The following is a 24,769-nucleotide window of genomic DNA, read 5'->3' as shown; positions in this document are numbered from 1 at the left end:
ATGCCCATCCCACAAGAAAAAATAACTCTTGTGGGATGGGCATCTTGCCCGTCCTAGTTATTTTTGCAAGAGGTCTACTCTTTGTGGAACAGGCATCTTGCCTGTTCATAAAAAGCTTATTGAGAATGGTGCAACATCTCAGAAAAACGCAACTAACTAACTTTTTTAATATGAAAATAAAAGCAATACATCATGTGGCTATTATTTGCTCGGATTACGAAGCATCGAAGAAATTTTATGTAGAAGTATTGGGATGTTCCATTATCAAAGAAACTTTCCGAACCGAGAGAAATTCTTACAAACTAGATTTGCAAGTCGGAAACGGCGACACGATCGAGCTTTTCTCATTTCCCCATCCTCCTGAAAGAGTTAACAGTCCTGAAGCTTGCGGTTTGAGACATTTAGCTTTTGCAGTTGAGGACATAGAAGCATCAGTTGCTTACTTAAAATCCCAACAAGTAGAAGTAGAAGAAATCCGCCTTGACGAAATTACCGAAAAACGCTTTACATTTTTCAGAGATCCCGACAACTTACCCTTAGAAATCTATGAAATTTAAGGAGTATCCCGATTTTGTAAAGTCGCTCTTAAGTCAATAGGTGGGGTGTGCATTGCCCTAAAAACTGCATGATTCATTCCCAATCTAAAATCTAAAATTGTATAATGGACTATCTCATTAGAAACACAATCACGATCGGATTGCCTACTTTCATGCTATTTATAGCCATAGTAGCTACTGGTAAAACAGGTGATGGAGCCGTTTGGTCGGGTTTGGTCAAAGTAGGCGGTCCCTTTGGTATGCCGATCGGTTTAGGTGTGTTGGTATTTATAGGATTTGTTGCTAATTTTGTTAGTTATTTTGTGGTAGATAGCTGGCTGGTAAGATTTTATCAAAAGCGGCGAGAGTTGGAACCGCCAGAACAACTGTTAATAGAAATTGATAAATTGCCGATTACCAACGACCTTAAAATCAAGCTGAAATGGGCGGTGATGCACAGCATCCCCAACAAAAACATTAGCTGGAAGCACGTAATTTTAAAATGGTTTATTATCGCAGTAACTGTAAATACCCTATTTTCAATAGTCGGTTATTTAGGAAGATTTAACATTTTTTTTGAATTGAGTTCTCATTTTAAGCTACAATATCTGCTGGTTGGTTTCTCTACTTTTGTATTCTTCGCTCTGGTGCGCTCAAAAAAAAGATTCTTGCTGGTGAGCGCATTTTGCATTATCATTAATTTGGCGGAAATTGTTCCTTGGTATTTTCCAGCGCCAGCATTGGCAGGAGCTACTCCCGGACAAAACTTGCGGATTTTGCATTCAAATGTTTTAACGAGTAACCGACGATATTCTGATGTGATATCGCTGGTTAAAGCAGAACAACCCGATATCGCGGTTTTTGTCGAAGTCAGCACATCTTGGGCAAAAGAGTTATCGGTTTTAAGCGAGATGTTTCCTTACTCTTCCAACCAGCAAGAATCGGAGAGATTTGGCAGTGCCATCTATAGCAAGCTGCCTTTAGAAAATGCTTCTGTTAAAGCCTTTTCAAAGCAAAGAAAGAGCTTGTTGGTGGATGTGAAATTTCAAGGTAAAATCATTTCTCTGATTCTTGTTCATCCGACTGTACCGATAAAACAGCAGAGTTTTATCGATCGCAATAAACAGCTAGCAGCCATCGGCGAGTATGCGGCCCAAGTAAAAAATCCGCTGATTGTGGTTGGGGATTTCAATACCACAATGTGGTCGCCGTTCTACACAAATATGGTAAAAACCGCAAAACTGCGAAATGCGCGATCGGGCTTTGGCATTTTACCGACTTGGCCGACTTTTCTGCCGCTGGCTTATATTCCCATCGATCACTTTCTAGTCAGCAAAGAAATTGGTGTTTTGAAGATTCGTACTGGCCGCCATGTCGGTTCGGATCATTTGCCGTTAATTACAGATTTGGTCATTTGAAGGGATGATTCGATATTTTCTAACAAATTATTGATTAACTGTATCTGATATTGCTGAATATTGGTCTGTAGCGGCTCTTTGCTGTCTTGAAAACAGATAACTTTTTCGGCGATTTCCTTGTAGTGTTGCAGCATGGAAAAAGTATCGGTGCTGAAGTGAGCGAGATAGTTTTTAGCAGCCTCGCTGCAAATTTCCGTTACTTGATTTAAATAAGCTTCTGAGGATTCAGGCGGCTTTTCATACCCCGTTCTTTTATTCAAAATATAGCTAGCACCGCCGACTACTGCGGCTCCCACAGGCCCGCCCAACAGCCAACCTAAGCCGGTGGCGATCGCCACTGGAGCCACTTCGCCCTCGATCGACTTTTGAGCTGGAGGTGGCGGCGGCTCCGGTAAGCTGACTTGCGGCGATGGAGGAAACGAAATCAAAAGTGCGATCGGCTGTTCTTTCTCAAAGAATTCGCAAGCTTTATTTACCCATTCTGCGATCGTTTGCTGCTGCTTCAACACCTCTCGCTGAAATTTTAGCTTCCACGCGTCAAAACTTCCTTCCTGGAGCGACAGCGCCATTTCCGATTGATACCGCTGCAAAAGTGTCGGCTGGTAAAGCCACATCTCAAAGTCGGAAACGCTGGCGTGAAAGCCTTTTAATATCAATTTTTCTGCTTTTTGTTTAATTTCAATTTTGTCTTTGTGCTTTTTTTGAGCTGCGGCTATTTCTGCTGCGACAGTTTCAGCTTTGGCTCTGAGAGATTGGCAAATTTTAGTAGCTATAGCTTCAATTCTGGGCAACTTAACTGCTAGTTGTTCCTGTTGAGCTGCCACAATACTTTGCAAAGCCGATTCAAAGGTGGCAATTCCTGTAGTTTGGGCGGCCGCCACATCTCCTTTCAGCCTAGCCCTCAAAGCCGGCAAAGCATCGACGCGGTAGATATTGCTGATATTGTTCGGCAAGTTCGAGCGAAAACTTTCGGCAACAAACAACAACCGATTGTAAACTTGTTTTTGCTCGTCTGGTTCGAGTAGATTGAGAAAATTGGCAACAAAGAGTACAGTATTGATGTTGCGATCGCTCAACCAATCTCTTAAGTTCTCCCGTTCCCCTAACGTCATCAATTTGCGAGCATCTAAAACCTGCACAACTAAATCAGCCGTTAGCAATTTATCCCGAACCAAATTATCCTGTTCCTCCCGATCGTTGGTTCCCGGCAAATCCAGCAATTCCACACCTGTTTTCAGGAATGGATGGGGACAGTAAACATTAACAGCCGCCACATCCTCTCGCATTTGTCTGGCGTCGTCAAGGATGGCGTAGCGTTTCAAAACATCAGTCCCCGGTTCGCTAACTTCCGTGCCGTCTTTCAGGGTAATTTTGGCGCGCAATTCCTCGCCGTAGTTGACATAAATGGCAGCACCTGTAGTGGGCACTAGGTCGATCGGCAAAGCAAGATTTCCAAGCAAAGCATTGAGCAAAGTTGACTTGCCGTAATTAAACGGGCCAAAGACAGCAATTTGAAAAGTTGGTTTGGCGAGATAGTCGCAGATTGAGGTTGTATCTCGATAAAGTTGGGAGTTTTTGTCGAGTTCGAGAATACCCAGTGCTGACTTGAGATTGTCGGTCAGGTTTTGATAAGTTTCTGGTTGTGGCATATTTAAGATTACCTAATTGTTGGGAAGGTGATAATTCCCTAACTTACGTAGAACCTAATTATCAGTCCTGGACGCCAGGGTCACAATTAGTAAGGTGATCTCCTATCCTACACCCTTGATAATCCGTTCATAATCAAAGTAGTAGAGCATCCTACAAGTTGATTTGATCGCAGCCCACCTTACTTTTATAATTCGCGCGTCAAACTATTTTTTTCGTAAGTCCTGAAGGATGAGAAAACATTCAGGTAGCGGCTGCTAGGAAACCTTGATATAGCGATTCTATATTCTGCGATTGGGCAGAAACATCTGCCTCCAATTTTTTCAACCGCTCAGATTCAGCCTGACAATTAATCTCGCGAGATTCCCTTTGTTCCAGCAAATTATCTAACTCAGCTTTCCGAGAATTAATATCAGCATTCATGCGATCGCTCACTTCCCGCCCGTAAACATCAAAACACTCTTTAACAGCATCGTGAATCGGCTGCCACTGCTCTTGAGCCACCTGCGGCAGATACTTCACTAACTCTTTTTTCATCGCTTTCACCAACTCTTTGCGAGCTCCGTCTGCTTGCAAAACTCCAACACCCATCCCCAACAAAGCCAAAGATAGTGGCCCCAAAACAATCCCCGTCAAACTAGCAAGAATCGTACTAACGCTTAACACAGTGATTAAATTCAGCAGGATATTTTTCCAATCAAAACCCGCTCCTGCCATTGCTACGCCTGCCAGATTTCCGGTCGTTAACGAGAACAATCCCATTGCCCATTTTGCCCAAGCTGGCGAGTTATCTTCGTTCGAGTTACTGACTACTGCTGGTATTTTTTGCCCCGTTAGTTTTTCGGTGATTTTTTCAGTCACTTTCGTGTAAGATGCTCCGTAATTTGCCGCACTTTTCGATAACTGCGAAAATGCTGAATTCATCTCTTGTTCTGCGGTGAGAGTCCAAGCTGCTAGTTTGTCGTTGATGTACTGTTCTAATGCTTGTCTGAGCGATGCTTCAAAAGCTTCTCGCTTGCCTTGGCTGAAGAAATCGAGAAATCTCAGGTCGGGTTGATACCGCAAAAAGTCTGTTTCAAAGGTATTTTCTAAGTTGAGAACGTAGGTGCGGAAAGAATCTGCGATCGCCCGCGATTTACTATCTCTAACTTCGATAATTTCTTGTTGAAACTCATCGCGAATCTGACTCAGCTTTTTAAACTCTGGCTCAACTGAATTAATCTTTTCCTTCAACTCATTGACATCGCGATCGAGTAATGGTAATCGCCGTCCAACAGCTTCGCGGACGCGAGCAGAAATTTGACGCGCCAAAGTCCTCGCCGGACGCAATTGGGAAATCGCCCTTTCCTGGGTCAAAAACGTATTCAGTGCCGCCATAAACTCGGGAAAACCAGTTCCTGCCAAATCCGCATCCGGGTTTTTTATCCGCAACCTGAGCGCCTTAATTGAGCTAATTGCAAAGACTCGCTCGTCGTAAATATCGTGTCCTTCTGTTAAACAATATTCAGCTAAATTAGCTTGAAAAACCCGCCGCAGTTTCCCTTCAGCTTCTGCCAATTCTTCCGGATCATCCGGGTCAATCAAACTTTCCCGCACCTGATCCCAAGCATTGATCAGAAAGAAAACGCTCAATCCGCGATTTTTGATGTAATTTTCTAGATAGCGTCTTTCCCCCATTGTGCAAGGCTGAGTTGCCCTGAGCACAAACAAAATAGCGTGGCAGTTGTTGATGTAACCTAGAGATAATTCGTTGCGGGCTTCTGTATCGTTTAGTCCGGGACTGTCTACTATTTCTATGCCTTTTTCTAGCAAAGGCAAGGGATATTCTACTACGGCGCAGTCGATATCTGGAAATGCGGGTTTCTTTTCTGCTTCTAGGCGTTTCGCCTCAGCGGGATCAATGGTGTAGTTCTGTTTAAAACTTTTAAAATCGAGCTGTTTGGGGCTTTTGCCGTCATTGAAATAAACGGTGACATTTTTTTCTGAACCGTAGCGCAAAATGGTCAGCAAAGCTGTACAGGGGTTTACATCGCTGGGCAGTAGGTTTTCGCCGATTAAGGCATTGAGAAAAGTGCTTTTGCCACGTTTCATATCGCCTAAAACTAGCAGCCGAAAGACTCCTTGACGTAAGTTGTTGCTGGCGAGATTGATGTCGGCGCTGTCGCTTTCTAAACCGAGTTTTCCCGAGGCTGCGGCTGCTGCTAATTCTGATTGGTTGATGGCTGTGGCGATGTTGCTGAGGCGATCGGCAATTTCTCGGCGGACTGCGGCTACTCGCTCTAAATCGTTGAGAAAGTTGCTAGTTTCTACTTTAAGGTTCATGGCTGTTTCCTGAGAGTTTCCTGCTTGGGCTTTTCAACTTTTGTCTCCTGCAAAAAACATTTTGTAAGCAATGAAAGCAATGCCTCCAACTATCACCGCAGTTGCCAGCCAAGTTGCTATTCGAACTGCAACGACAACAGCAATGACAATGCCTGTAAATTGAGCTACGGCTATAATTTTTTGGCGCCACTGTTTGAGTTTGCCCTTAACTTGGCTGTCTGGTTCTTCGTACTTGGTCGTTCGATGTTCGGGCACTGAGCGGTCGATTTCTGCTTCTAGTTCACGGAGCCTAATTTCTTGTTCGCGCTTCCGCAGATCTTGTTCTTTGTGCCGGAGTTCTCTTGCTTTTTTATCGGGAGAGTTCATAAATTTTACCTTGTTTCTACTGGAAAAATGTGTTTTTTATTGTCTTTATTGTGAATGTTGCGAAGCGATAAGTTTTCTGGGTCCTGGACGCACTCTTACCAAAGAAACCGGGTTTTTTTACGAAAAGACGCGTTGCAGCCGGCAGATTGGGTAAAAAACCCGGTTTCTGAACACCCATTCGTCCAGGACTATTTCTACAACTGTAACTCACATTTTCCGCCGTGTCGAGAGATGTTAAGAAATTTAAAAAAGGGATCTCGACCAATTAAGCCGATCGCCCGCTTACTAGCCGCTGCACATCATCAATATCCTTCGGGGCCGATGGTAGTGCGATCGCACTCAGCTTCCGACAAATCAACCAAGCGCGATCGAAATAAGTTGCAGCCCCCTAATTGAGCTTTGGTTAACTTTGCTTTCTGCAAATTAGCTCGGCTCAAATCCGCATATCTCAAATCGGCATTCGTCAAATCTGCATTGTACAAATCCGCACCTTGCAAATTAACTTTCTGCAAATTGGCACCTTGTAAATTGGCGTGGCGCAAATTTGCTCTGGATAAATTGGCTCTTGATAAATTTGCTTCCGACAAGTTAGCTTGATAAAGTTGAATGTCGCCCAATTCAGCATCTTGCAAATCAGTTTTATAGAGATTGGCTTCTGTCAAATTCCCGTAGGGCAAATAAGCTCGCCTCAGAATGCTACCAGAAAGATTTATTTCCGCCAAATTTGCTTGAAACAAGTTATCTTCACTTAAGTCAACGGCGTTAAAGTTTCGCTTGCCCTCAGCATACTGAGCCAGCAATTCTTCAGCGCTTAGCTTTTGCATTTTCATCCCTTTATGAGGACAGCTATTGCAGCCAATCCATAACAGTAATTAATGGGTATTAATTTGTGTATTTATACTTAGGCATTATTTTATGTTAAGCTTGTGTAACAACGATCTCATTTTTTCTAAGATTTTTTTTATATTTGTAAAATTCTGCCTAGCTCGACCAGTAAGCGGTCGGTAATGTCAAGATCGATCGATAAACCAAACTCAATCATTTACTGAAATATGCCAGAACTTCCTCCCTCCATTGCTCAGCACTACCACGAACGGACGAAATACGATCCTGAAACCATTGCTGCCAAAAGCAAACAGCTAGATTGGACAGAGCAACCTGTGCCGTTCAAAGAATATAAAATTGGAGCGTATTTTGACCTCAAGCCTTATCTAAAAGACTCCTCGGAGGATTCCGATGCCGATGGCGATGCCGCTTGGTGGCATCGGTTATCTAGCTTGTTGCTGTGCAGCTACGGGTTGACGGCGAAAGTGCAAACGGTAGACGACAGCTACCTGTATTTGCGATCGGCACCGTCGGCGGGCGGGCTCTACCCAGCAGAGGTTTATTTAATCTCCCGTGGCACTCCGCAGTTGCCGGCCGGACTTTACAACTATCAGTGCAGAACTCATTCACTTGTTCATTTTTGGGACAATCAAGTTTGGCCGACCTTGCAAGCAGCTTGTTTCCAGTCGCCAGCGCTAGAAAACACCCAATTGGCGATCGCCATTACCACTGTTTTTTTCCGTTCTTCTTGGCGTTACGAAGACCGAGCTTATCGGCGAATTTTCCTAGACACCGGTCATTTATTGAGCAATATCGAGTTAGCTTGCGCCGTCAACGATTACCGACCTCACCTGATTGGAGGATTCGCCGACGAAGCTGTCAATCAATTACTGTACATCGACTCGGAGCAAGAAGGAGCGATTTGTGTAGTTGCTTTAGCCGACTTGCTAGATATTGACCAAAATTTGCCTAAATTTAAAACAGCTTTGCCCGGAAACACTACGACAGATTACCCGCAAATTTCCGAAGGTCAACTATTAAGATACCTCCACAAAGCGACGCATTTAGAATCTGATCCTACCGGAGCGGACGGCTGGAAACTTGATGAAAGTGAAGGGGAATTAGACGATAAATACAACTTTCCTTTTTGTACTAAAGTTTCGACGGTCACTCCTTCGATTCCTTGGGGAGTGAACCTGGAAACTTTAGAAAACACTATCCTCAAAAGGCGTTCTACCCGTGGTTATACAGGTGCTTCTTTGAGCTTGGGCGAGCTGCTAGCTATGCTCGATTTTACTTACCAGGCGCAGCACTATATCGACCAAGGATTAGACGGTTCTCCAGACTATTTCGATCTAAGTTTGATCGAGACTTTTATTGCTGTTTCGGGAGTGAATGGGTTAGAAGAAGGCTGTTACTATTACGCTCCGAAAGCTCAAGAATTGCGCCAAATTCGGTTTAAAAATTTCCGCAGGGAATTGCATTTTTTGTGTTTGGGGCAAGACTTGGGCAGAGATGCGGCGGCGCTGTTGTTTCACACGGCGGATTTGAACAGGGCTGTAGCAAAATATGGCGATCGAGTTTACCGCTATTTGCATATGGACGCGGGTCATTTGGGCCAGCGGTTAAATTTAGCAGCTATTCAACTGCGTTTGGGTGTCAGCGGTATCGCGGGCTTTTTTGACGATCGCGTCAATGACGTTCTCGGTATTCCTGCGAGTGAGGCTGTGCTTTATATTACAAGTCTGGGAAGACCTCGATCGTAAGAATGAGTCAATCGATTTTAGATTTGAGATTTGAGATTTTAGATTGAAGAATTGGCGTTGCTGATTTAGGGTATGAACGACTCAATCTGCAAAAAATGAAACAAGCGAGTCAGTCAATTTTAGATTTGAGATTTGAGATTTGAGATTGAAGAATTGGCGTTGCTTATTTAGGGTATGAACGACTCAATCTGCAAAAAAAGAAACAACCGAGTGAGTCAATTTTCTGAATTTTCAAGTTATATAGCAATCCTAAATCATTTGTAAATTTCTTACTCCCTCCCCAAGGCATCGGGGAGGGTTGGGGTGGGGTAAAAAATTTATGACTCCTGCAAGGATTGCTATAGCGGTAAGGTGTCCATTGTCAACCTGCAATATAAAGGTTTTACGTAAGTCCTGCCATTGCTATTTCCCAATGCAAAATCTGCTAAATATTCTGTCGAGCACTGATTCTGTCACTTCTTCGCCCGTAACTTCCCCCAATGCTTGAATTGCACCGCGCAAATCTATTGTCCAAAAATCTAAAGGCAATTTGTTGCTAATAGTATCCGTGCATTGTTCCAGAGAAATTTTGGCTCTGGTTAAGGCTGCTGCTTGCCGCTGGTTGATTGCTAAGTCTGAGTTTGCTGCTTGCAAATTTCCCCCGCTGACGGCATCTAAGATTGCTGTTTCTAAGTCTGCTATGCCTCGATCGAGGGCGGCGGCTGCGGCAACTATTGGGTGAATTTCAGAGAAAAAAGGTAGTTGGGGAATTGTTTTTACTAGGTCGATTTTGTTGATAATTATAATTAGCTGGCGGTGCTTTACTTGTTCGTAAATTTCCGAATCTTCCTCTGTCCAACCAGATTCCGCGTCAATTGTCAACAACACTAAATCGGCTTTTTTTGCTGCTGCGCGCGATCGCTCAACGCCAATTTTTTCTACCTTGTCTTCGGTTTCTCGAATGCCGGCAGTATCGAGCACCTGCACCGGAATGCCGCCCACAACAAGCTGCGACTCTACCACATCCCGCGTCGTACCCGGTAAATCCGTGACGATCGCCCGATCGCTCCGGCTCCACGCATTCAACAAACTCGATTTTCCCACATTCGGCCGCCCAACAATCGCTACTTTCAAACCCATTCTCAACAATTCTCCGCGATCTGCCGTCGCCAAAATTGTTGACAATTCCGCCAAAATATGATTTATTTCCAAACAGGTTTTAGCTTCATCTAAAGGCGGCAAATCTTCCTCAAAATCTATTCTCGCCTCAATTTCTGCCAGCACGTCCAAACAAGTTGCTCTCAATTTGCGGATTGGCTGGGCTAATTTTCCCTGCAAACTGGCCAAAGCACTTTGTGCAGCAGCAGGCGATTTTGCTCCTACCAAATCTGAAATACTTTCAGCTTGAGTTAAATCGAGCCTCCCGTTCAAAAAAGCCCGCAGCGAAAACTCTCCTGGCTGCGCCAATCTCGCCCCATGTTCCAAACACAACTGCAAGACTTGCTGCACGGCTATAATACCGCCGTGACAGTGAAATTCCACCACATCTTCGCGAGTAAAAGAACGCGGCGCTTTCATAATTAACAATAAAGCTTCATCGACTAATTCTTGAGTTTTGGGGCGACGGATATGACCGTAAAGAATGCGGTGAGACTCCCAGATTTGCCGTCCTGGGGCGCGAAACAGAGTTTCGGCAATTTTTAAGGCTGCGGAACCGGAAACTCGCACAATGCCGACGCTGCCTTGTTGGGGAACTATGGCAGTGGCGATCGCTGCGATCGTTCCTCCTTTTGTTAGTGATTCAGACATTTTTATTATTCACACATTCAAAAGTTCTCTCAATCTCCTGTTTTTGAGTATCAGGCAATTGCTTCTGGGTCTTCGAGAGTAGAAATAAGAAAGTTCGTCCTTCAAAAAATTAAACTAGCCGCCAGGAAAGGGCAAGCTGCACGAGTTTCCGGGGCGAATGGTAGGGGATATTTGGTAATATCTTTACCGAGAGTGCTAATTGCTCGTCTGCCCAGAGAGACAAGATAACTTGAATTAGGGATTCAAGCAGTTGTACGTTCATTTGACAGACCTCCGGCTTGGTTGTTAAATTATACCTATCTCATTGACAGGATAAACAATTTCAGCTATTTTTTTTTAGATATTAGAAGAGGGCGGCCGCCGTGCTTGGCTTGGAGCGCCAATCCGATCGCCCCTGCAGGCCAGTCAGTCGATTTGAGAGTTGAGAGTGGAGATTTGAGATTTACTCCACCGATGAATCTGGGATGTTGAACAAGAGTCTAAAATTTGGGGAGGCTTACGACTCCTGTAGGAAACTTGTATCCGTTTTTGGGCGGGAGTCACGGCTCTATCGAACTTAAATTACTCCGCCGAATATTTTGGCTATCCGGATTTCATGCAATAATGGGACATTAACAGGGTAGAGGGCTATCACATGATTGGTCAACTTCTAGACAGACGTTACCGCATCATTAAAGTCACAGACTCAAGTGAGGTGGGAAAAACTTATCTAGCAGCAGATACTCACCGTCCCGGGTATCCGCAATGCACGGTTAGAGAAATGCGGCTTCCCGGCACAAGTTCGCAAACTCCAGAATTAGTCAAAGTTATATTTCAAAGAAACGCAGAAATAATTGAGAAATTGGGAAAACACGACAAAATCCCCGAATTATTGGCGTATTTTGAGGAAAATCAAAGTTTATACTTAATAGAAGAATTTATTGCCGGATCACCTTTAAGTCAAGAACTAAAACCCGGTGAACCTTGGGCTGAAGACAAAGTAATTGCTCTGCTATCAGAAATATTAGAAATTTTGGTCTTCATACACGAGAAGGGTTTCATTCACCGCAGAATTCAACCAGACAGAGCTATCCGGCGCGAGTCAGACGGCAAATTTGTATTGGTTGACTTTAGCTTAGACAAAGAAATTAACCCGGAAGTCGCTAATTGTCATTTGTTGGCGCAAACTTCCCCGAACTCTGTTAAACGGCATGAGGCAAAAAAACAGGATTTGGCGACGCAGGAGTTATACGTGCCGATCGAGCAATCGATGGGCAACCCCCGTTACAATAGCGACATCTACGCTCTAGGTACGATCGCCCAGCTTGCGGTGACGGGACTCTCACCCAAGAAACTGAGTGCCTTAAAAAACAACAAAAGCGAAATTCCCTGGCGAAACCAGGCAACTTGTTCACCTGCCCTAGCAGATATTATCGATCGAATGGTGCGCCCAGACTACGAGGAACGCTATCAGGAAGCCGCGGAAGTTTTGGCAGACCTCAAACAAATCGCCGTAAAATGGGAGGTTGAACCGCCGCCAGCCACAATCATCATGGACGCTATGAGTAAACCGTCGAGACAGCGCCAAATCAGACTGCTGCTGTTGGCTGCAACAGCCTCCACTTTAATCTTGATAGCACTCATAATTTACTTGTGGCAGAGTCAAAGTCCAGCGAGGGCAAAAGAATTGTTAGCCCGCGGCGTAGCCAAGGCGCAGCAAGGGGACAAAACAGGTGCGCTCGCCGATTATACCCAAGCGATTGCCATGAATCCCAGCGATGCGGAAACTTACTACAAGCGAGCCAACACTCGCTACGACATGGGCGCCACCGAGCAAGCAATACAGGATTACACGCAAGCAATTAAAGTCGATCCGGGCCACACCAAAGCCATCTACAATCGAGGTCTGGCCCGCCTCGAGACCGGCGACAAGCGGGGGGCCGTGGAAGATTTCACCCAAGTAGTGCGACTGAATCCCAGCGACGGTGACGCATACTCTCAGCGGGGTTTAGCCTACTACGATTTGGGCGACTACCGCACGGCCATTGAAGATTACACTCAAGCAATTCGGCTCAAGCCCAACGATGCTACAGCTTACAGCAATCGGGGTTTAGCTCGCTCAGCTTCCGGCGACAAAACAGGAGCAATGGCAGATTTTACCCTAGCGATTCAAATTAGCCCCACACAAGCTGGCGTTTACTACAGTCGTGGTCGATCGAGATTTAACCTGGCAGATTATCAAGGAGCGATGGAGGATTATAGTAAGGCGATCGAATTGGAACCAGGGCTAGCTGATGCTTATACCAATCGGTGCAGCACTTACTTAAATTTGGCAACCTACGACAAAGCGATTGCAGATTGCACCCAAGCAATTCGCCTCGATCCAAAAGATGAAGCAGCTTACAACAACCGCTGCATTGCTTATCTGAATTTAAAACAATTTCAAAAGGCCAGCGAGGATTGCAGTTTGACGATCGGACTCAACGGCAACAATCCCAAAGCATACAGCAATCGAGGATTAGCTCGCTCGGCTTCGGGAGACAAGCAGGGGGCTGTGGAAGATTTTACTCAAGCAATTCGGCTCAATCCCAGCGATGCAGTAGCTTACAGCAATCGCGGTACTATTTACTCAGAACTAAAAAATTACCCTTTAGCGGTTGAGGATTTTGCTCAGTCGCTGCGGCTCAACCCCAACAATGCTAGCGCTTTTTACAGCCGAGGCCTCGTCCGTCGCCAACTCAAAGACCGTCCTGGGGCGATCGAGGATTTTCAGAAAGCTGCAACGCTGTTTCTAGAACAAGGAAGAGCCGATGGTTTCCAAAACGCACAAGCACAAATGAACGATCCTAAATAAGCTATTAGTCATGACTCATGACTAATGAGTCATTAGTCATGAGTCATTAGTCATGAGGAAAAATGAAGAATGAAAAATGAATCAGGAAGAAGGAAGAAGGCAAAATCACCAATCACCAATTCCAAATTTCCCATCAGCAATTCCAAATTTCCAATCACCAAGTCCCAATTCCCAATTCCCGATATGAACATGGTTGGTCAACTTTTAGACAGGCGTTATCGCGTAGTGCAAATTCTCAGTTCAGGAGCTTTCGGACAAACTTATTTAGCTGTCGATACTCGCCGCCCGGGCAACCCTCAATGTGTAGTCAAACAACTGCGCCCTCCCAGCAACACTTCCACAGTTCTCAAAACAGCTTACCGCTTATTTAAACAAGAAGCAGAAATATTAGAAAAACTGGGGAAACACTCTCAAATCCCCTTTTTGCTCGCTTATTTTGAAGAAGCCAATCAATTCTACCTCGTCGAAGAATTTGTGCCAGGACACGCCCTGAATAGGGAAATTGTGGCCGGTCAACCTTGGCGGGAAGAACGAGTGCTCGATCTGTTGGAAGAAGTGTTACAACTTCTCGCCTTCGTACACTCTCAGGGAGTGATTCACCGCGATGTTAATCCCTCCAACTTAATCCGCCGCAAACCAGACGGCAAGTTAGTTTTAATAGACTTCGGCTCGGTTAAAGAAGTCGCGAATCACGTCAGCGAGTACGATACAGAATTTCCGCGCACCATTGCTACTGGAACTCCGGCTTATATGCCGATCGAACAATTTCAAGGCAACCCGCAATTTAGCAGCGACCTCTATGCAGTCGGGATGATGGCAGTCCAAGCTATCACGGGTTTGCCCGGTACGGATTTGCCAAAATTGCAAGATCCGAGTCCTTCTCACACGGGGGAAATTGTGTGGCGAAACCGAGCTCAATGTTCTGTGGGACTAGGAAATATAATTGACAAAATGGTCTGTCACCAATTTAGCCAACGCTATCAATCTGCTGAGGAAGTGTTGGAAGCTATCAGCAAGTTGAGGCACCGCCAAGAACCGGGAAATAAGGCTCAAAAGAAAAGTATTTCTCCGAGCTTAGTATCTTCAAATAGTGTTGCGTTACGTTTGGGAAATCGGGTTTGGGTGCTGCTTTTGGCTGGCTTCGGGGCGGCAATAGTTTTGATACTTCTGTTTAATTATTGGAGCCGCCCGAATCCGATTAAAGCTAAGGAATATTACGATCAGGGAGTAAAAAACTCTGGCAAGAAAGATGCGGCGGCAGCTTTGCAGGCTTTTAATAAGTCAATTCAATTGAATCCTAACAAGGCGGAGAGTTTTTATGGGCGGGGTAATGCTAATTATGATTTACAAAAGTATCAAGAAGCAATTGGCGATTATTCTCAGGCGATCGCTCTCAAGCCTACATATGTTGAGGCTTATTTTAACCGAGGGCTAGCCCGTCACGATTTTAACGACAAGCGCGGGGCGATAGAGGATTACACTCAAGCTTTGAATCTCCAGCCCAATGATGCTGATACATATTATAAAAGAGGAGTTGCTTATTTAGAACTGCAAGATTACAAGGCGGCTATTCAGGATTTTAACGCAGTAATTCGGTTGGAGCCGAACCTTGTTAAAGGTTATCATTCCCGGGGGTTGGCTCGCGCTGCGAGCGGAGATTTGCAGGGGGGCATTGGAGATTATACTGAAGCAATTAAACTCGATCCTCAGAATGTTGATGCTTTCTACAGTCGGGGGAGAGCTCGCTTTCACCTAGGAGATTATCAGGGAGCTTTGGCGGATTATTCTCAGGTAATCGCGATCGATCCTAAGAGTGCAGATGCTTACGCTAATCGCTGCAGCACGCAGTTGAATTTGGGAGCGCATCAAGCGGCAATTGACGATTGCACTCAGGCAATTTCGCTGAACGATGACGATGGGGTTCCTTACAACAATCGCTGCATTGCTTATTTAAATTTGAAGGATTATCCGAAAGCAATTGCCGATTGCACTCAAGCGCTGAAAGTGAATCCGAATGATTATAATGCTTTTAACAATCGTGGTTTAGCTCGCAGCGCAGGGGGGGACCCCCAGGGGGCGATCGCAGATTTTACAGCAGCAATCGGGTTCAATCCCAACAATGCTGAAGCTTACGCCAATCGGGCTAAGATTTACCACCAGTTAAATAATTACAATAGTGCGATCGCAGATTACGTGCAAGCTATTCGGATCAGTCCGAATTATGCTGCTGCTTACTACGGTAGAGGCCAGGTTCGCCGCTCATTGGGAGACAAAGCAGGAGCTATTAGCGATTTAGAAAAAGCCGGCAAAATGTTTCTCGATCAAGGACTTACTGGCGGTTACAAAGATGCACAATTTGAGATTGAAAAGCTCAAGTAGTCATTAGTCATTAGTCATTAGTCATTAGTCATTAGTCATTAGTCATTAGTCATTATTTCTCGGTGTTAGATTTCTTATGCGGCAGATTTTTATAATCTAAGATTGCTCCGGGGCGGGTTCACGCTAATCTTTAATACCAACAGAAAATGCCGGTGATATCGTTTCCGGTGGGATGGGAATGATCAAGTCTCGGTCAAGAATTCCACATTCCCCCACGGACTACTCCCCATCATAAGGAGTGCAACCGGAATTGATATGAACCCGCCCCGGAGCGCTATTAATGCCAGCTATTATCAATCAATTTTCTGGGTCTTGAAGCCGTTTAACCAATTCATAAAACGGTTCCCAATTATCCTCAATAGCTATGGACTCCCAAACAGCCTCAATCGTCGGTCTCAACAGCGATTGTTCGGGATTGTGCCGGAGCAACCTGTCCGCCATTTTGTCCATATCATCCGCTGACAAACTTTGCAAAACGTGATAATAAAACTGCCGCCAAGGTGCTATCAAGTCCGCCGGTTCCGCCTCAGCAAAAATTTGACTAGCATCATCTCGCCAAGTGCGATCGAACTGTCTTCGCAGTTCAAAAAAGAAATCGTGATACTGAACTTGAGACTCCGCCAGCATTTTAATTGTCACCTTCAACAACTCATCAGCATCAGCTTCTGGCAAATCGTCAAATCCCAATCTCTTGAGCATCAACTGCCGATAAGCTGCATTATAATAATCGCCAAACTTTTCCAAAGCAGCATCCATATCAGCTTGAGGAATCGCCGCTGCTAGCGGTTCCTGAAGCTTCTCTAAATTCCCCTTACAAATAAACGGTTGATTGCCGTAACAATAAAGACCATAATAGTCAAAATAAGCTGCTGTAAATTCCGGCTTGTAAGTTGGGATAAAAGCGAAAGGTCCGTAATCGAAACTTTCTCCAGTAATCGACATATTATCAGTATTCAGCACAGCGTGGCAAAATCCTGCCGCCATCCACTGAGCAACTAATTCAGCGACTCGCTGGACTAAATCTGCATAAAATAGCGCATACTTTTCCGGCGCAGAAAGACCAGCCTTGCTTGCTTCTAAATGCAGTTCAGGATAGTAATATTCAATAACAAAATCTAAAAGTTTTTTAATTAAATCCGGGCGGCGGATATAGTGCAACCTTTCAAAAGTTCCAAACCGGATGTGAGAATGACTGAAACGTACCATTACGGACGATCGCGTCGGAGATGGTTCGTCCCCTCGCCACAAAGCCTCCCCAGTTTCAACTAAACTAAAACAGCGAGATGTCCGAACTCCCAATCGGTGCAAAGCTTCGGCGGCTAAAACTTCGCGAATTCCCCCTTTGAGAGTGAGTCTACCGTCACCGCCCCGCGAGTACGGAGTGCGGCCTGAACCTTTAGTGCCGAAGTCGTAAAGTCTGCCGTCAGTACCGCGAACTTGGCCGTATAAGAAGCCTCTACCGTCACCTAAATTGGGGTTATATGCGTTGAATTGATAGCCGTGATAGCGGAGTGCGAGAAAGGGACGCACGCAGTGAAATTCGCCGAACGCTTCTATAAAATGTTGGTCGGTTACTTGTGCGGGGTCTAAACCCAATATCGGCAATAATTTGTCGTTGCGGAAGCGGAGAATATGCTGGGGAAAATCGGCTGCAGGGACTTCATCAAAATAGTCGTCGCCGAGGGATTCTATCGCGGGTTCGTAGTTGAGGGAAAGCAAGGGATTTGACATTTTTCTATTTGATCTTGAAATTTCCTATCATTCCTAATTATATAGGGGTAAGGTGCCGACTACATTGGTGTCAACAATCGCCTCAAATCCTTTGTCTTTCTCGTTTATAGCCGAGTTCGATCCCCCTCACATCCCAGGGCTGTTTCATGCTCAAACTTGAGCTATGCTAAAATTTGAGCATAAAACATTAATGTCTTCCTCGAACGCGAAAAATTTTTACGGTCAATTTTAGCGATAGTAAAATTAACCGTTTTCCTTGCTAAAAATGGGGTCTAAGGCTTAAATTTTTAAAATTTTAGTGGGATTCACCAACTAATATCAATTCCGGTTGCATTGGAATGATTAAACCGCAGAGTACGCTCTTAACGCAGAGTTCGAGAACAGAGAGATGAATACAGGACGATGCTAAGGGATTTGATATAATATAGCAATTCTAAATCATTTGTGAATTTCTCACTCCCTCCCCGCGGGTTCGGGGAGGGTTGGGGTGGGGTCAAAAAATTACAACTCCTGCAAGGATTGCTATATACCTTTTCCCCTATTTAAAATTGGTCAACACCCCGTAAATCGCCCAAATCGCCATCGCCCGCAAATAGTGACTCGCCCGAAAAGTCCCCCCCGCCGTAATCGCTTCCGGCGTGCGAAACTGCAACCCATTTTCATAAATCTGCTTCACCACCGCATCCGTCAATTTAAACGCTTTCTCCTCCATTCCCATCTGTACCAAAAAAGCGGCTAACCCAAAATTAATCCCCGTCCAAACTTCCAAAGGATGAGTTGCATTGGGATTTTCCGGCGAACCGTTCAGCATCACCCCATTCGCCGCACCGAACTCCCCCTCATTGAACTTCAAAAAGCAAGATTCGTACACAGTTTCTAAAGCACTGACTGCACATTCTGGCGGCACAATATCCGGTAATCCTAACAATTTAGCGTAAAATTGACCGCACAGTTGGTCGGCCATCACCACTTCGGAATTACTCTCGCTGTCCAAACGGTAATATTGACCGTTCCACAGTTTTTCTTGATAGCTGGGTCTTGCTTGTAGGAGCCAACTGTGATATAATGCTATCTTTGCTTGAGGGTTAGGAATTATCTGCGGTGCTGCATCTTCCAAGATTTCGCCGATCGCGATCGCAGCCTCCAGCGCCGCCAACCACAAACCCCCGCAATACGCACTTATCCCCCGCATTTGCCAGTCATCAAACGTCTGATCCGGTGCTCCCGAATTCTCAGGAATTCCGTCCCCATCCTCATCAAAAGTTTTCAGATAAGCCAAAGCCTCAACAATTGCCGGCCAACACTCTTGGAGAAACTCACAATCTGTGCCGCCAGTCAACAGGAAATCCCGATAAACCTGCAACACAAAATCGCAAGGCAAATCCTTCCACAAATTGCAATCTTGATAGCTAGTATAATTCGTTTTCTCCCAAGGATGTTCGTTAGGAGCACCTAAATCGTGTGGCGTCGCACCGACAGCTTTTCTAATAGCCGAAGCTTGATTCCAACCAATAATTCTCGGCGTATCGTCTCCGGCAGAAATTGCCCTAGCGAACGCTAAAACTACCGACTTTTCCAAATCTGGCCAAAGCATCAACAAAGCAAAAGAACCGTAAAGCCGCACGTCCAAACTTTCGTACCAGCGGTAATCAATGCACTCCAAAACCGCAAATTGACCCTTCGGATCGCGTTCGTCAGCCGCACTCCAAAGAGTACCGCCGTCTGTCAGGGCGTATAACTCGTTAAACAAAGCCATTTTAAAACTATCTGACAAATCTTTCCGTTCTAAAATTGGTTTTTGCCAAGCTTCAATATTTTCGCGCCAAGTATCGGAATGCTTCATTGCAGTGCGAATAATCGGCCAAGCATTTTTGCCGTTGCGGCCGAAGAAATCTGTATAGCGACGGTAGTACCAAACTCCCGATGCAAACTCAGTAACGGGCAAATCCCAAGCTATAATAAAGGGAATTTTGCGAGTTTTTCCCGGTCGAATAGTAAAGCGAACTGCGATCGCACAAGCCAACTCTTCTCCTGCGGCTGCTGCCGTCTCGTCTTTGTCATCCAACAAGAAACCTTCAGCAGAAAAGTTGCGCCAAATATCGTCGCCATTCCCCGCCGGGTTCCAGCGAGTTTGATAGAATACTTCTACCGCTGGATTAGTAATAGTTGCGATCGCCCATTGTCCATCCCCCTCTTGCGGTTCGTCCTCAGCAGTCAACCGCGTCATCACGCAACCGATCCGGTGAAAATCTTCCACCAACAAATTCAAATTTCCGGCACTTTCTCCCCACCTGGGTTGATAGTCATAAAATGGACTACCATCATCTCGCACCATCACTTTCGGCGACTTGTTGGCATTAGTAAACCAACCAACAATATTCTCCCAAGTCAGCATGATGCTGAGAGTAATCGGCGCATCTGTAGGATTGTGCGCTACCCATTCAAACATGGCAACTGGGTAACTGCTTTCCTGATAATTGTTCGGCAAAATTGGCGAAAATTGCTCGCAGCTTAATTGAGCCTGAAACACATTTTCGTAAACAAACCAACTGCGCGGATACAAAGCATGATAAGTCCCCGAAGATTGAAATTTTTCCTTCTCTTCCCTTCTTCCGTCTGCCTTCAGAATTCCATCCGTTACATCCGTTACATCCGTTACATAATCCGTTGCCGAACTTCCTTCTTTTGGATACCATTTCCAACTAGATAAACTGCCATCGGTAGGCGGTTCAGTGGACAGTGCAAAAGCTTGTTTCTTGCCTTGAGTTTCTTCAAAAACGCTGAACTGACAAGCGGGCAAACTGCGAAAAATGTGCTCGCCGCCGTCAATGTGCCAGAGGTTGAAGTCGCCGCGGGACGATCGCCCGATGCAGCCGGCACCGAACCCGCCCAGAGGCATTCCGTGCCAGGGTCCGTCGTCGAGATTGCTTGCGTAGCGGACTGTATAGGGATTCTCCCAACCGAGGCCGATGGGACGTTTCCAGGTGTGGGGGGGGATGTTTGGAGTAGATGTGCGATCGTTATTCATGTCATCAATTTTAGCGCTCGATCGAGCTTTACAATTTTTTTTATTTTATTTTAAACTTTTATCCCTCGAACAAATCCAGATTTCTCCGAACATTTTTGATGGTTGATTGTTGACCAAAAGCAATTGGTTTCCGGTTCGCCTGCTTCATCAATTCTCCAATCTAAAATCTAAAATCTAAAATCTAAAATCGCTTGGTCGATCGGCTAACGGGGAAGAATATCATCTAGGCGAATTTGCCAGCTCTTTAACAGAGGAGAAATAATCGGTTGACCAAGGCGAAATTGTTGCTGCGCGTACTCTTCGTCAATCAGTTCGCAAACAGTGACAGTAGGTTGTTTCGGTTTGCCGATAAAAACCGCGCCCCCCAATCCGCGATAATCGACTATCCAATATTCGGGAATTCCTAAAAGAGCGTATTCTTCAACTTTTCGCGCGTAATCAGTTTCCCAGTTAGTGCTGACAACTTCTACAACTAATTTAATCGATCGCCCCAGCGTAATCACAAGTTCTCTTTCCCAAAGGGGTTCGCTGACAATAGCGGTTTCATCTAATACGACAATATCGGGACGGCGGGCGGTAGCTAGGTCTGAAAATGGACGGATTAAACAAGTGCGGGGAATGAACCAGGGTAGTTTTTCTGCTGTGATGGCGATGCCGATTTGAGTTGCTAGTTTACCGCTGACGGTTTCGTGCGGGCCTGTGGGTGACCTGTCAACTAATTCTCCGTCAGCGAGCTCGTAGCGGAAGTTGTCACAATATCGATCGAGGAATGTTTCAAAGGTGAGGATTTTTGGCGCGGTGTAAGCCATTGGAAACTAATAGTTTTTTGCTTAAAATCTTATTCTATCAACTAATCAAATCCCAAATCAGAACCTTTCCCCGCGTGAACCAGAGCCAACTTTTCGTAACGCTTAGCGTGTTCCACCAACTCCGCCGCTTCTTCCTCAGAGACATCCCGCAGGCGTTTGGCAGGCACTCCCGCAACTAGGGTATGAGGGGGAACGTCCTTGGTGACAACCGCCCCTGCACCGACGATAGAGCCTGTGCCCACCCTCACTCCATCGAGGACGATCGCCCCAATCCCGATCAGGCAGCCCCGTTCAATGTAAGCTGAGTGAATCACGGCTCGGTGTCCGACTGTCACGAAATCTTCCAAAACGGTTGGTTTTCCCGGATCGCCGTGCAGAATTGCTCCATCTTGGATATTGGTACTTGAGCCGATCGCAATTCGCTCTACATCCGCCCGCACCACCGCCCCGTACCAGATACTAGCGCCTGCAGCCACCTCTACCCTGCCGATGACAACAGCGCCTTCAGCGACAAAAGCCGCTTGGGACAGATCAGGCCTGGGCCAATAGGAAGAAAGTGCAGACAGAGGTTCGTTGAGATTGCTCATTAGTTGGTCGATCGTTATACTTCTAGCAGATTAGCTGGTTCTTGATACGGGATATAATAAAAGTATTTGGCACTTTTGCAGAGAAAATATGCTGGGACGCAAATAAATGATTGAAGTTGCCTTGCAATACCCAATGTTTGGCCCGGAAATTCAGTGTCCCCACTGTCGCCAAACAATTCCGGCTTTAACGCTCACGGATACCTATTTGTGTCCGCGTCACGGGGCATTTGAGGCAGATCCAAAAACGGGGGAACTGGTTCACCTTCAGTCTGGGCGGCACTGGCGCCGCTGGGAGAATGAATGGTATCGCCAGCACACGCACCCCGACGGGATTCGGTTTGAAATTCACGAAGCGCTCGATCGACTGTATACTCAAGGCTACCGAGCAACTCGCGTGATCGTTGCCCAACGCTATCGGGACTTAATCAGCGCTTATTTGGAACGCAGCACGCCTTGGCGAGGCCAGTCGGAATCGCCGCGGCCGAGGCTGTACGGTTTGCCTGTGGATTTTAGCCCCGATCCCCAAGAGGACCCTTGCTGGGAAGTGATTAATTTTGATTTGGAAAAAGAGCCGGGAGTTCCGATTAGATATCCCTATTTTCGGTTGTTTGAATAAGTCAAGGAAGAAGGAAGTTCGGCAACGGATTCTGTAACGGATGTAACGGATGTAACGGATGTAACGGATGTCAGTCCGATGTTTATTGGAATAAGGAAGAAGGAAGAGGGAAGAGGGAAGAAGGCTCTATTGCTTTCGCGCTAAAGATGCGACCGTTTTTAATTCCGAATTACGAATTTAACCTCTAAAATCTAAAATCCCAAGCCGGAATTCCTACTTCCCTTCTAAAATCTAAAATCTAAAACCTAAAATCTAAAATTGAATGCACCACGCCTCGATTCGCACTGCTAACATTCACCGGGCGATCGCCTTTTATGAACAGTTGGGATTTACTGTGAGCGATCGCTTTACCACAGGTTACACCCTAGCCTGTTGGATGGAAGGTCTCAACGGACGCATCGAACTAATTCAAATCCCGGAACCAAAACCCGCACCGGATGCTTTTGGAGACGAGCATTATGTTGGATATTATCATTTATCTTTCGATTTAACTGAGGCGACAACTGACTTACCTAGCTGGTTGCAGTCTCTGAAAGAGCGGTTTGAGGAAGCTGCTAAAGACCAACCAAACCAGTTTCAAGCTTTGAAAGTTTTATTAGAACCGACTCAACAGGCGATCGGGCCAAATGTTTACGAAGTAGCTTTTATTGCCGATACTGATGGTTTGCCCTTAGAGTTTATCCGGCGGATGAATGGCTAATGAGGTCAGTAGTTAGTAGTCATTAGCCATTTATATTCTTTAAATTCCTACCGCTAATCCTTAGCCAGAAGACTCAGTTGTCTCAAAAGGATGTCGGAAGTCTTTTCCAACAATAAATCGCGTTGCATCTAGAGGATAAGTCTTAACATAAACCAGACAACCGGTGGCCGACGACGGACTATAGGGAGAATTGGGTGAATACCGCAGCCAACTACCAGGGGGGAAATCTCCTAACTCATCACTCCAAGAACCTTCGATGACAAAGATTTCTTTCACCTCAGATTCAACTACGTTCCACAAAGCCGTGCCTGGTTGCCAGCGTTCCACCCAAACTTTTTCATGAAAACCCTCTTGCTCATAAAGTGGCTTTACTTCAATTTGGGGAATAGCACCCGGCTGCCAGGACAACTCGTAAATATTCGTTTTCACCCGCTGGCGAGTGGTTCCACCATGTTGCCGTAATTTAACAAATGTCAGGCAACCTTCATCGCTATAAGGACGATGGATAAACCCTTCGGGATTGAGCATATAAGATCCTGGAGGATACACACCGGTTTCATCAGCGAAGTTACCCTGGAGTACCAAAATTTCTTCTCCACCCGGGTGTCCGTGTAGCGGGAAAAAGCCACCCGCATCGAAGCGAGTCAGCATGGTGACGGGATGATCTTGAACGTTATCGTCGGACTCAAAGGCACCAAACCAGATGCCCGTAAAAGTGGTCTGATGCCAGGTTAGCGATGACTGCAAGACCGCGGCTCGACTGGATACGTTGTTGTGAATTGGTTGAGGTTGCCACTCAAGTTGAGAAGACATAATTCTTAAAATTTAAGATGAATTGCTGATTTTGTAGAGGCTGGTTCCTAAAGCCAATATAGCTGGCAAAAGCATAGTCATTTATGACATGACATGGGAGGCATCAAGTCCCTCCCCCTTCACTTTTACTTTGAGCGGATTGACCCGCATTGGCCCAACTACGCAGCTCTCTATCCCATTACTAAACGCATTTGGGATTGCTTTTCTCAAAATGTTGTAGGCGCCATTCACATCGGAGTTAATTAATTGACCGACCGATGTCTTGTACAAACCTCTCTTGATTCGTTTACCGCTAAATACCATATCATCAGCGCCAGTATGCCCGTACACAGGAATCGGGTCTAGATTCAAAAAATTTGATTTAGATGTATAAGATTCCTCTTGCACGATCACCTTAACTCCAATCAATCGAGCTTTATATTCCAACATCTCAATCAGTCGAGCGTGAGGAATACTGACGAAGTTTTGGTTGGTTTGCTTTCCTAAATCAATCTCGGTTTTCCATTGTGCATTTTTGCCAATTACTAACGTCCCAATTTGTTTGGCGACCAAATAATCGACAATCAGGCGACTGGTATGATGCAAGTAATTATCGACTTTTTGGT

General features: G+C 45.5%; 19 protein-coding genes. 7 read left to right on the top strand and 12 right to left on the bottom strand.

Annotation, left to right across the window (positions count from 1 at the left end):
- Together gloA2 and ACUVJL_RS17065 are read left to right on the top strand one after the other, a co-directional pair.
- Positions 1-557: SMU1112c/YaeR family gloxylase I-like metalloprotein (gloA2, locus tag ACUVJL_RS17070; protein WP_445246938.1), on the top strand; the 557-nt coding region annotated here is incomplete at its 5' end.
- A gap of 104 nt (positions 558-661) precedes the next feature.
- A complete protein-coding gene (locus ACUVJL_RS17065) occupies positions 662-1,954 on the top strand; it encodes an endonuclease/exonuclease/phosphatase family protein (RefSeq protein ID WP_445246937.1) in 1,293 nt (430 codons plus the stop codon).
- Here ACUVJL_RS17065 and ACUVJL_RS17060 read toward each other — a convergent pair.
- The 4 genes from ACUVJL_RS17060 to ACUVJL_RS17045 form a co-directional block, all read right to left on the bottom strand.
- Complete coding sequence (locus ACUVJL_RS17060) at positions 1,921-3,603, bottom strand: dynamin family protein (protein WP_445246936.1); 1,683 nt, start codon at positions 3,601-3,603, stop codon at positions 1,921-1,923. The two genes, ACUVJL_RS17065 and ACUVJL_RS17060, sit on opposite strands and share 34 nt — an antisense overlap.
- A 241-nt stretch (positions 3,604-3,844) precedes the next feature.
- The gene (locus tag ACUVJL_RS17055) at positions 3,845-5,923 is read right to left on the bottom strand and encodes a dynamin family protein (protein WP_445246935.1); all 2,079 of its coding nucleotides are present in this window, start codon (positions 5,921-5,923) and stop codon (positions 3,845-3,847) included.
- 33 nt (positions 5,924-5,956) lie between these two features.
- Positions 5,957-6,289, bottom strand: coding sequence for a hypothetical protein (locus ACUVJL_RS17050; protein ID WP_445246934.1), 333 nt, complete (start codon positions 6,287-6,289; stop codon positions 5,957-5,959).
- Positions 6,290-6,591: 302 nt separating this feature from the next.
- Positions 6,592-7,113, bottom strand: a complete 522-nt coding sequence (locus ACUVJL_RS17045; RefSeq protein WP_333134887.1) for a pentapeptide repeat-containing protein — start codon at positions 7,111-7,113, stop codon at positions 6,592-6,594.
- Between the two features lie 228 nt (positions 7,114-7,341).
- Here ACUVJL_RS17045 and ACUVJL_RS17040 point away from each other — a divergent pair, with 228 nt between their 5' ends.
- Positions 7,342-8,880, top strand: a complete 1,539-nt coding sequence (locus tag ACUVJL_RS17040; protein WP_445246933.1) for a SagB/ThcOx family dehydrogenase — start codon at positions 7,342-7,344, stop codon at positions 8,878-8,880.
- Positions 8,881-9,282: 402 nt separating this feature from the next.
- On the opposite strand, the gene mnmE is transcribed toward ACUVJL_RS17040, so the two are convergent.
- A complete protein-coding gene (gene mnmE / locus ACUVJL_RS17035) occupies positions 9,283-10,668 on the bottom strand; it encodes a tRNA uridine-5-carboxymethylaminomethyl(34) synthesis GTPase MnmE (RefSeq protein ID WP_445246932.1) in 1,386 nt (461 codons plus the stop codon).
- Positions 10,669-10,777: 109 nt separating this feature from the next.
- On the bottom strand, positions 10,778-10,930 hold the full coding sequence (locus tag ACUVJL_RS17030; protein WP_445246931.1) for a hypothetical protein: 153 nt from the start codon (positions 10,928-10,930) through the stop codon (positions 10,778-10,780).
- 372 nt (positions 10,931-11,302) lie between these two features.
- Here ACUVJL_RS17030 and ACUVJL_RS17025 point away from each other — a divergent pair, with 372 nt between their 5' ends.
- Positions 11,303-13,501 (top strand): tetratricopeptide repeat protein, encoded by a 2,199-nt coding sequence (locus ACUVJL_RS17025; protein WP_445246930.1) that lies wholly within the window; start codon positions 11,303-11,305, stop codon positions 13,499-13,501.
- Between the two features lie 189 nt (positions 13,502-13,690).
- Positions 13,691-15,880, top strand: coding sequence for a tetratricopeptide repeat protein (locus tag ACUVJL_RS17020; RefSeq protein ID WP_445246939.1), 2,190 nt, complete (start codon positions 13,691-13,693; stop codon positions 15,878-15,880).
- 297 nt (positions 15,881-16,177) lie between these two features.
- On the opposite strand, the gene ACUVJL_RS17015 is transcribed toward ACUVJL_RS17020, so the two are convergent.
- The 4 genes from ACUVJL_RS17015 to ACUVJL_RS17000 form a co-directional block, all read right to left on the bottom strand.
- Complete coding sequence (locus ACUVJL_RS17015; RefSeq protein WP_445246929.1) at positions 16,178-17,611, bottom strand: protein adenylyltransferase SelO; 1,434 nt, start codon at positions 17,609-17,611, stop codon at positions 16,178-16,180.
- Between the two features lie 538 nt (positions 17,612-18,149).
- On the bottom strand, positions 18,150-20,639 hold the full coding sequence (locus ACUVJL_RS17010) for a GH116 family glycosyl hydrolase (RefSeq protein ID WP_445246928.1): 2,490 nt from the start codon (positions 20,637-20,639) through the stop codon (positions 18,150-18,152).
- A gap of 203 nt (positions 20,640-20,842) precedes the next feature.
- A complete protein-coding gene (locus ACUVJL_RS17005) occupies positions 20,843-21,448 on the bottom strand; it encodes a Uma2 family endonuclease (protein ID WP_445246927.1) in 606 nt (201 codons plus the stop codon).
- A 41-nt stretch (positions 21,449-21,489) separates the two neighbouring features.
- On the bottom strand, positions 21,490-22,035 hold the full coding sequence (locus ACUVJL_RS17000) for a gamma carbonic anhydrase family protein (protein ID WP_445246926.1): 546 nt from the start codon (positions 22,033-22,035) through the stop codon (positions 21,490-21,492).
- A 106-nt stretch (positions 22,036-22,141) separates the two neighbouring features.
- Between ACUVJL_RS17000 and ACUVJL_RS16995 the strand changes: the two genes are divergently transcribed.
- Positions 22,142-22,651, top strand: a complete 510-nt coding sequence (locus ACUVJL_RS16995) for a TIGR02652 family protein (protein WP_006631343.1) — start codon at positions 22,142-22,144, stop codon at positions 22,649-22,651.
- A gap of 262 nt (positions 22,652-22,913) precedes the next feature.
- The gene (locus ACUVJL_RS16990) at positions 22,914-23,351 is read left to right on the top strand and encodes a VOC family protein (RefSeq protein WP_445246925.1); all 438 of its coding nucleotides are present in this window, start codon (positions 22,914-22,916) and stop codon (positions 23,349-23,351) included.
- 60 nt (positions 23,352-23,411) lie between these two features.
- On the opposite strand, the gene ACUVJL_RS16985 is transcribed toward ACUVJL_RS16990, so the two are convergent.
- Both ACUVJL_RS16985 and ACUVJL_RS16980 read right to left on the bottom strand, forming a co-directional pair.
- Entirely contained in the window at positions 23,412-24,164 is a 753-nt protein-coding gene (locus ACUVJL_RS16985; protein ID WP_445246924.1) for a cupin domain-containing protein, read from the bottom strand.
- A gap of 81 nt (positions 24,165-24,245) precedes the next feature.
- The coding region (locus ACUVJL_RS16980; protein WP_445246923.1) for an IS200/IS605 family accessory protein TnpB-related protein at positions 24,246-24,769 on the bottom strand (524 nt) is incomplete at its 5' end.

Origin of the sequence: Microcoleus sp. OTE_8_concoct_300 (genome assembly GCF_031383065.1) — a bacterium.
In the GTDB taxonomy this organism is placed as follows: domain Bacteria; phylum Cyanobacteriota; class Cyanobacteriia; order Cyanobacteriales; family Microcoleaceae; genus Microcoleus.
The sequence above is the reverse complement of the archived record's forward strand: the minus strand, read 5'-3'. Positions and strand labels throughout refer to the sequence as shown.

Coding starts and splice junctions, on each gene's coding strand:
- ACUVJL_RS16990 (WP_445246925.1), top strand. CDS start 22,914: ATGCACCACGCCTCGATTCGCACTGCTAACATTCACCGGGCGATCGCC.
- ACUVJL_RS17060 (WP_445246936.1), bottom strand. CDS start 3,603: ATGCCACAACCAGAAACTTATCAAAACCTGACCGACAATCTCAAGTCA.
- ACUVJL_RS17030 (WP_445246931.1), bottom strand. CDS start 10,930: ATGAACGTACAACTGCTTGAATCCCTAATTCAAGTTATCTTGTCTCTC.
- ACUVJL_RS17055 (WP_445246935.1), bottom strand. CDS start 5,923: ATGAACCTTAAAGTAGAAACTAGCAACTTTCTCAACGATTTAGAGCGA.
- ACUVJL_RS17025 (WP_445246930.1), top strand. CDS start 11,303: ATGATTGGTCAACTTCTAGACAGACGTTACCGCATCATTAAAGTCACA.
- ACUVJL_RS17000 (WP_445246926.1), bottom strand. CDS start 22,035: ATGAGCAATCTCAACGAACCTCTGTCTGCACTTTCTTCCTATTGGCCC.
- ACUVJL_RS17010 (WP_445246928.1), bottom strand. CDS start 20,639: ATGAATAACGATCGCACATCTACTCCAAACATCCCCCCCCACACCTGG.
- ACUVJL_RS17045 (WP_333134887.1), bottom strand. CDS start 7,113: ATGCAAAAGCTAAGCGCTGAAGAATTGCTGGCTCAGTATGCTGAGGGC.
- ACUVJL_RS17015 (WP_445246929.1), bottom strand. CDS start 17,611: ATGTCAAATCCCTTGCTTTCCCTCAACTACGAACCCGCGATAGAATCC.
- ACUVJL_RS17040 (WP_445246933.1), top strand. CDS start 7,342: ATGCCAGAACTTCCTCCCTCCATTGCTCAGCACTACCACGAACGGACG.
- ACUVJL_RS17065 (WP_445246937.1), top strand. CDS start 662: ATGGACTATCTCATTAGAAACACAATCACGATCGGATTGCCTACTTTC.
- ACUVJL_RS17050 (WP_445246934.1), bottom strand. CDS start 6,289: ATGAACTCTCCCGATAAAAAAGCAAGAGAACTCCGGCACAAAGAACAA.
- ACUVJL_RS17020 (WP_445246939.1), top strand. CDS start 13,691: ATGGTTGGTCAACTTTTAGACAGGCGTTATCGCGTAGTGCAAATTCTC.
- ACUVJL_RS16995 (WP_006631343.1), top strand. CDS start 22,142: ATGATTGAAGTTGCCTTGCAATACCCAATGTTTGGCCCGGAAATTCAG.
- ACUVJL_RS17005 (WP_445246927.1), bottom strand. CDS start 21,448: ATGGCTTACACCGCGCCAAAAATCCTCACCTTTGAAACATTCCTCGAT.
- ACUVJL_RS16985 (WP_445246924.1), bottom strand. CDS start 24,164: ATGTCTTCTCAACTTGAGTGGCAACCTCAACCAATTCACAACAACGTA.
- mnmE (WP_445246932.1), bottom strand. CDS start 10,668: ATGTCTGAATCACTAACAAAAGGAGGAACGATCGCAGCGATCGCCACT.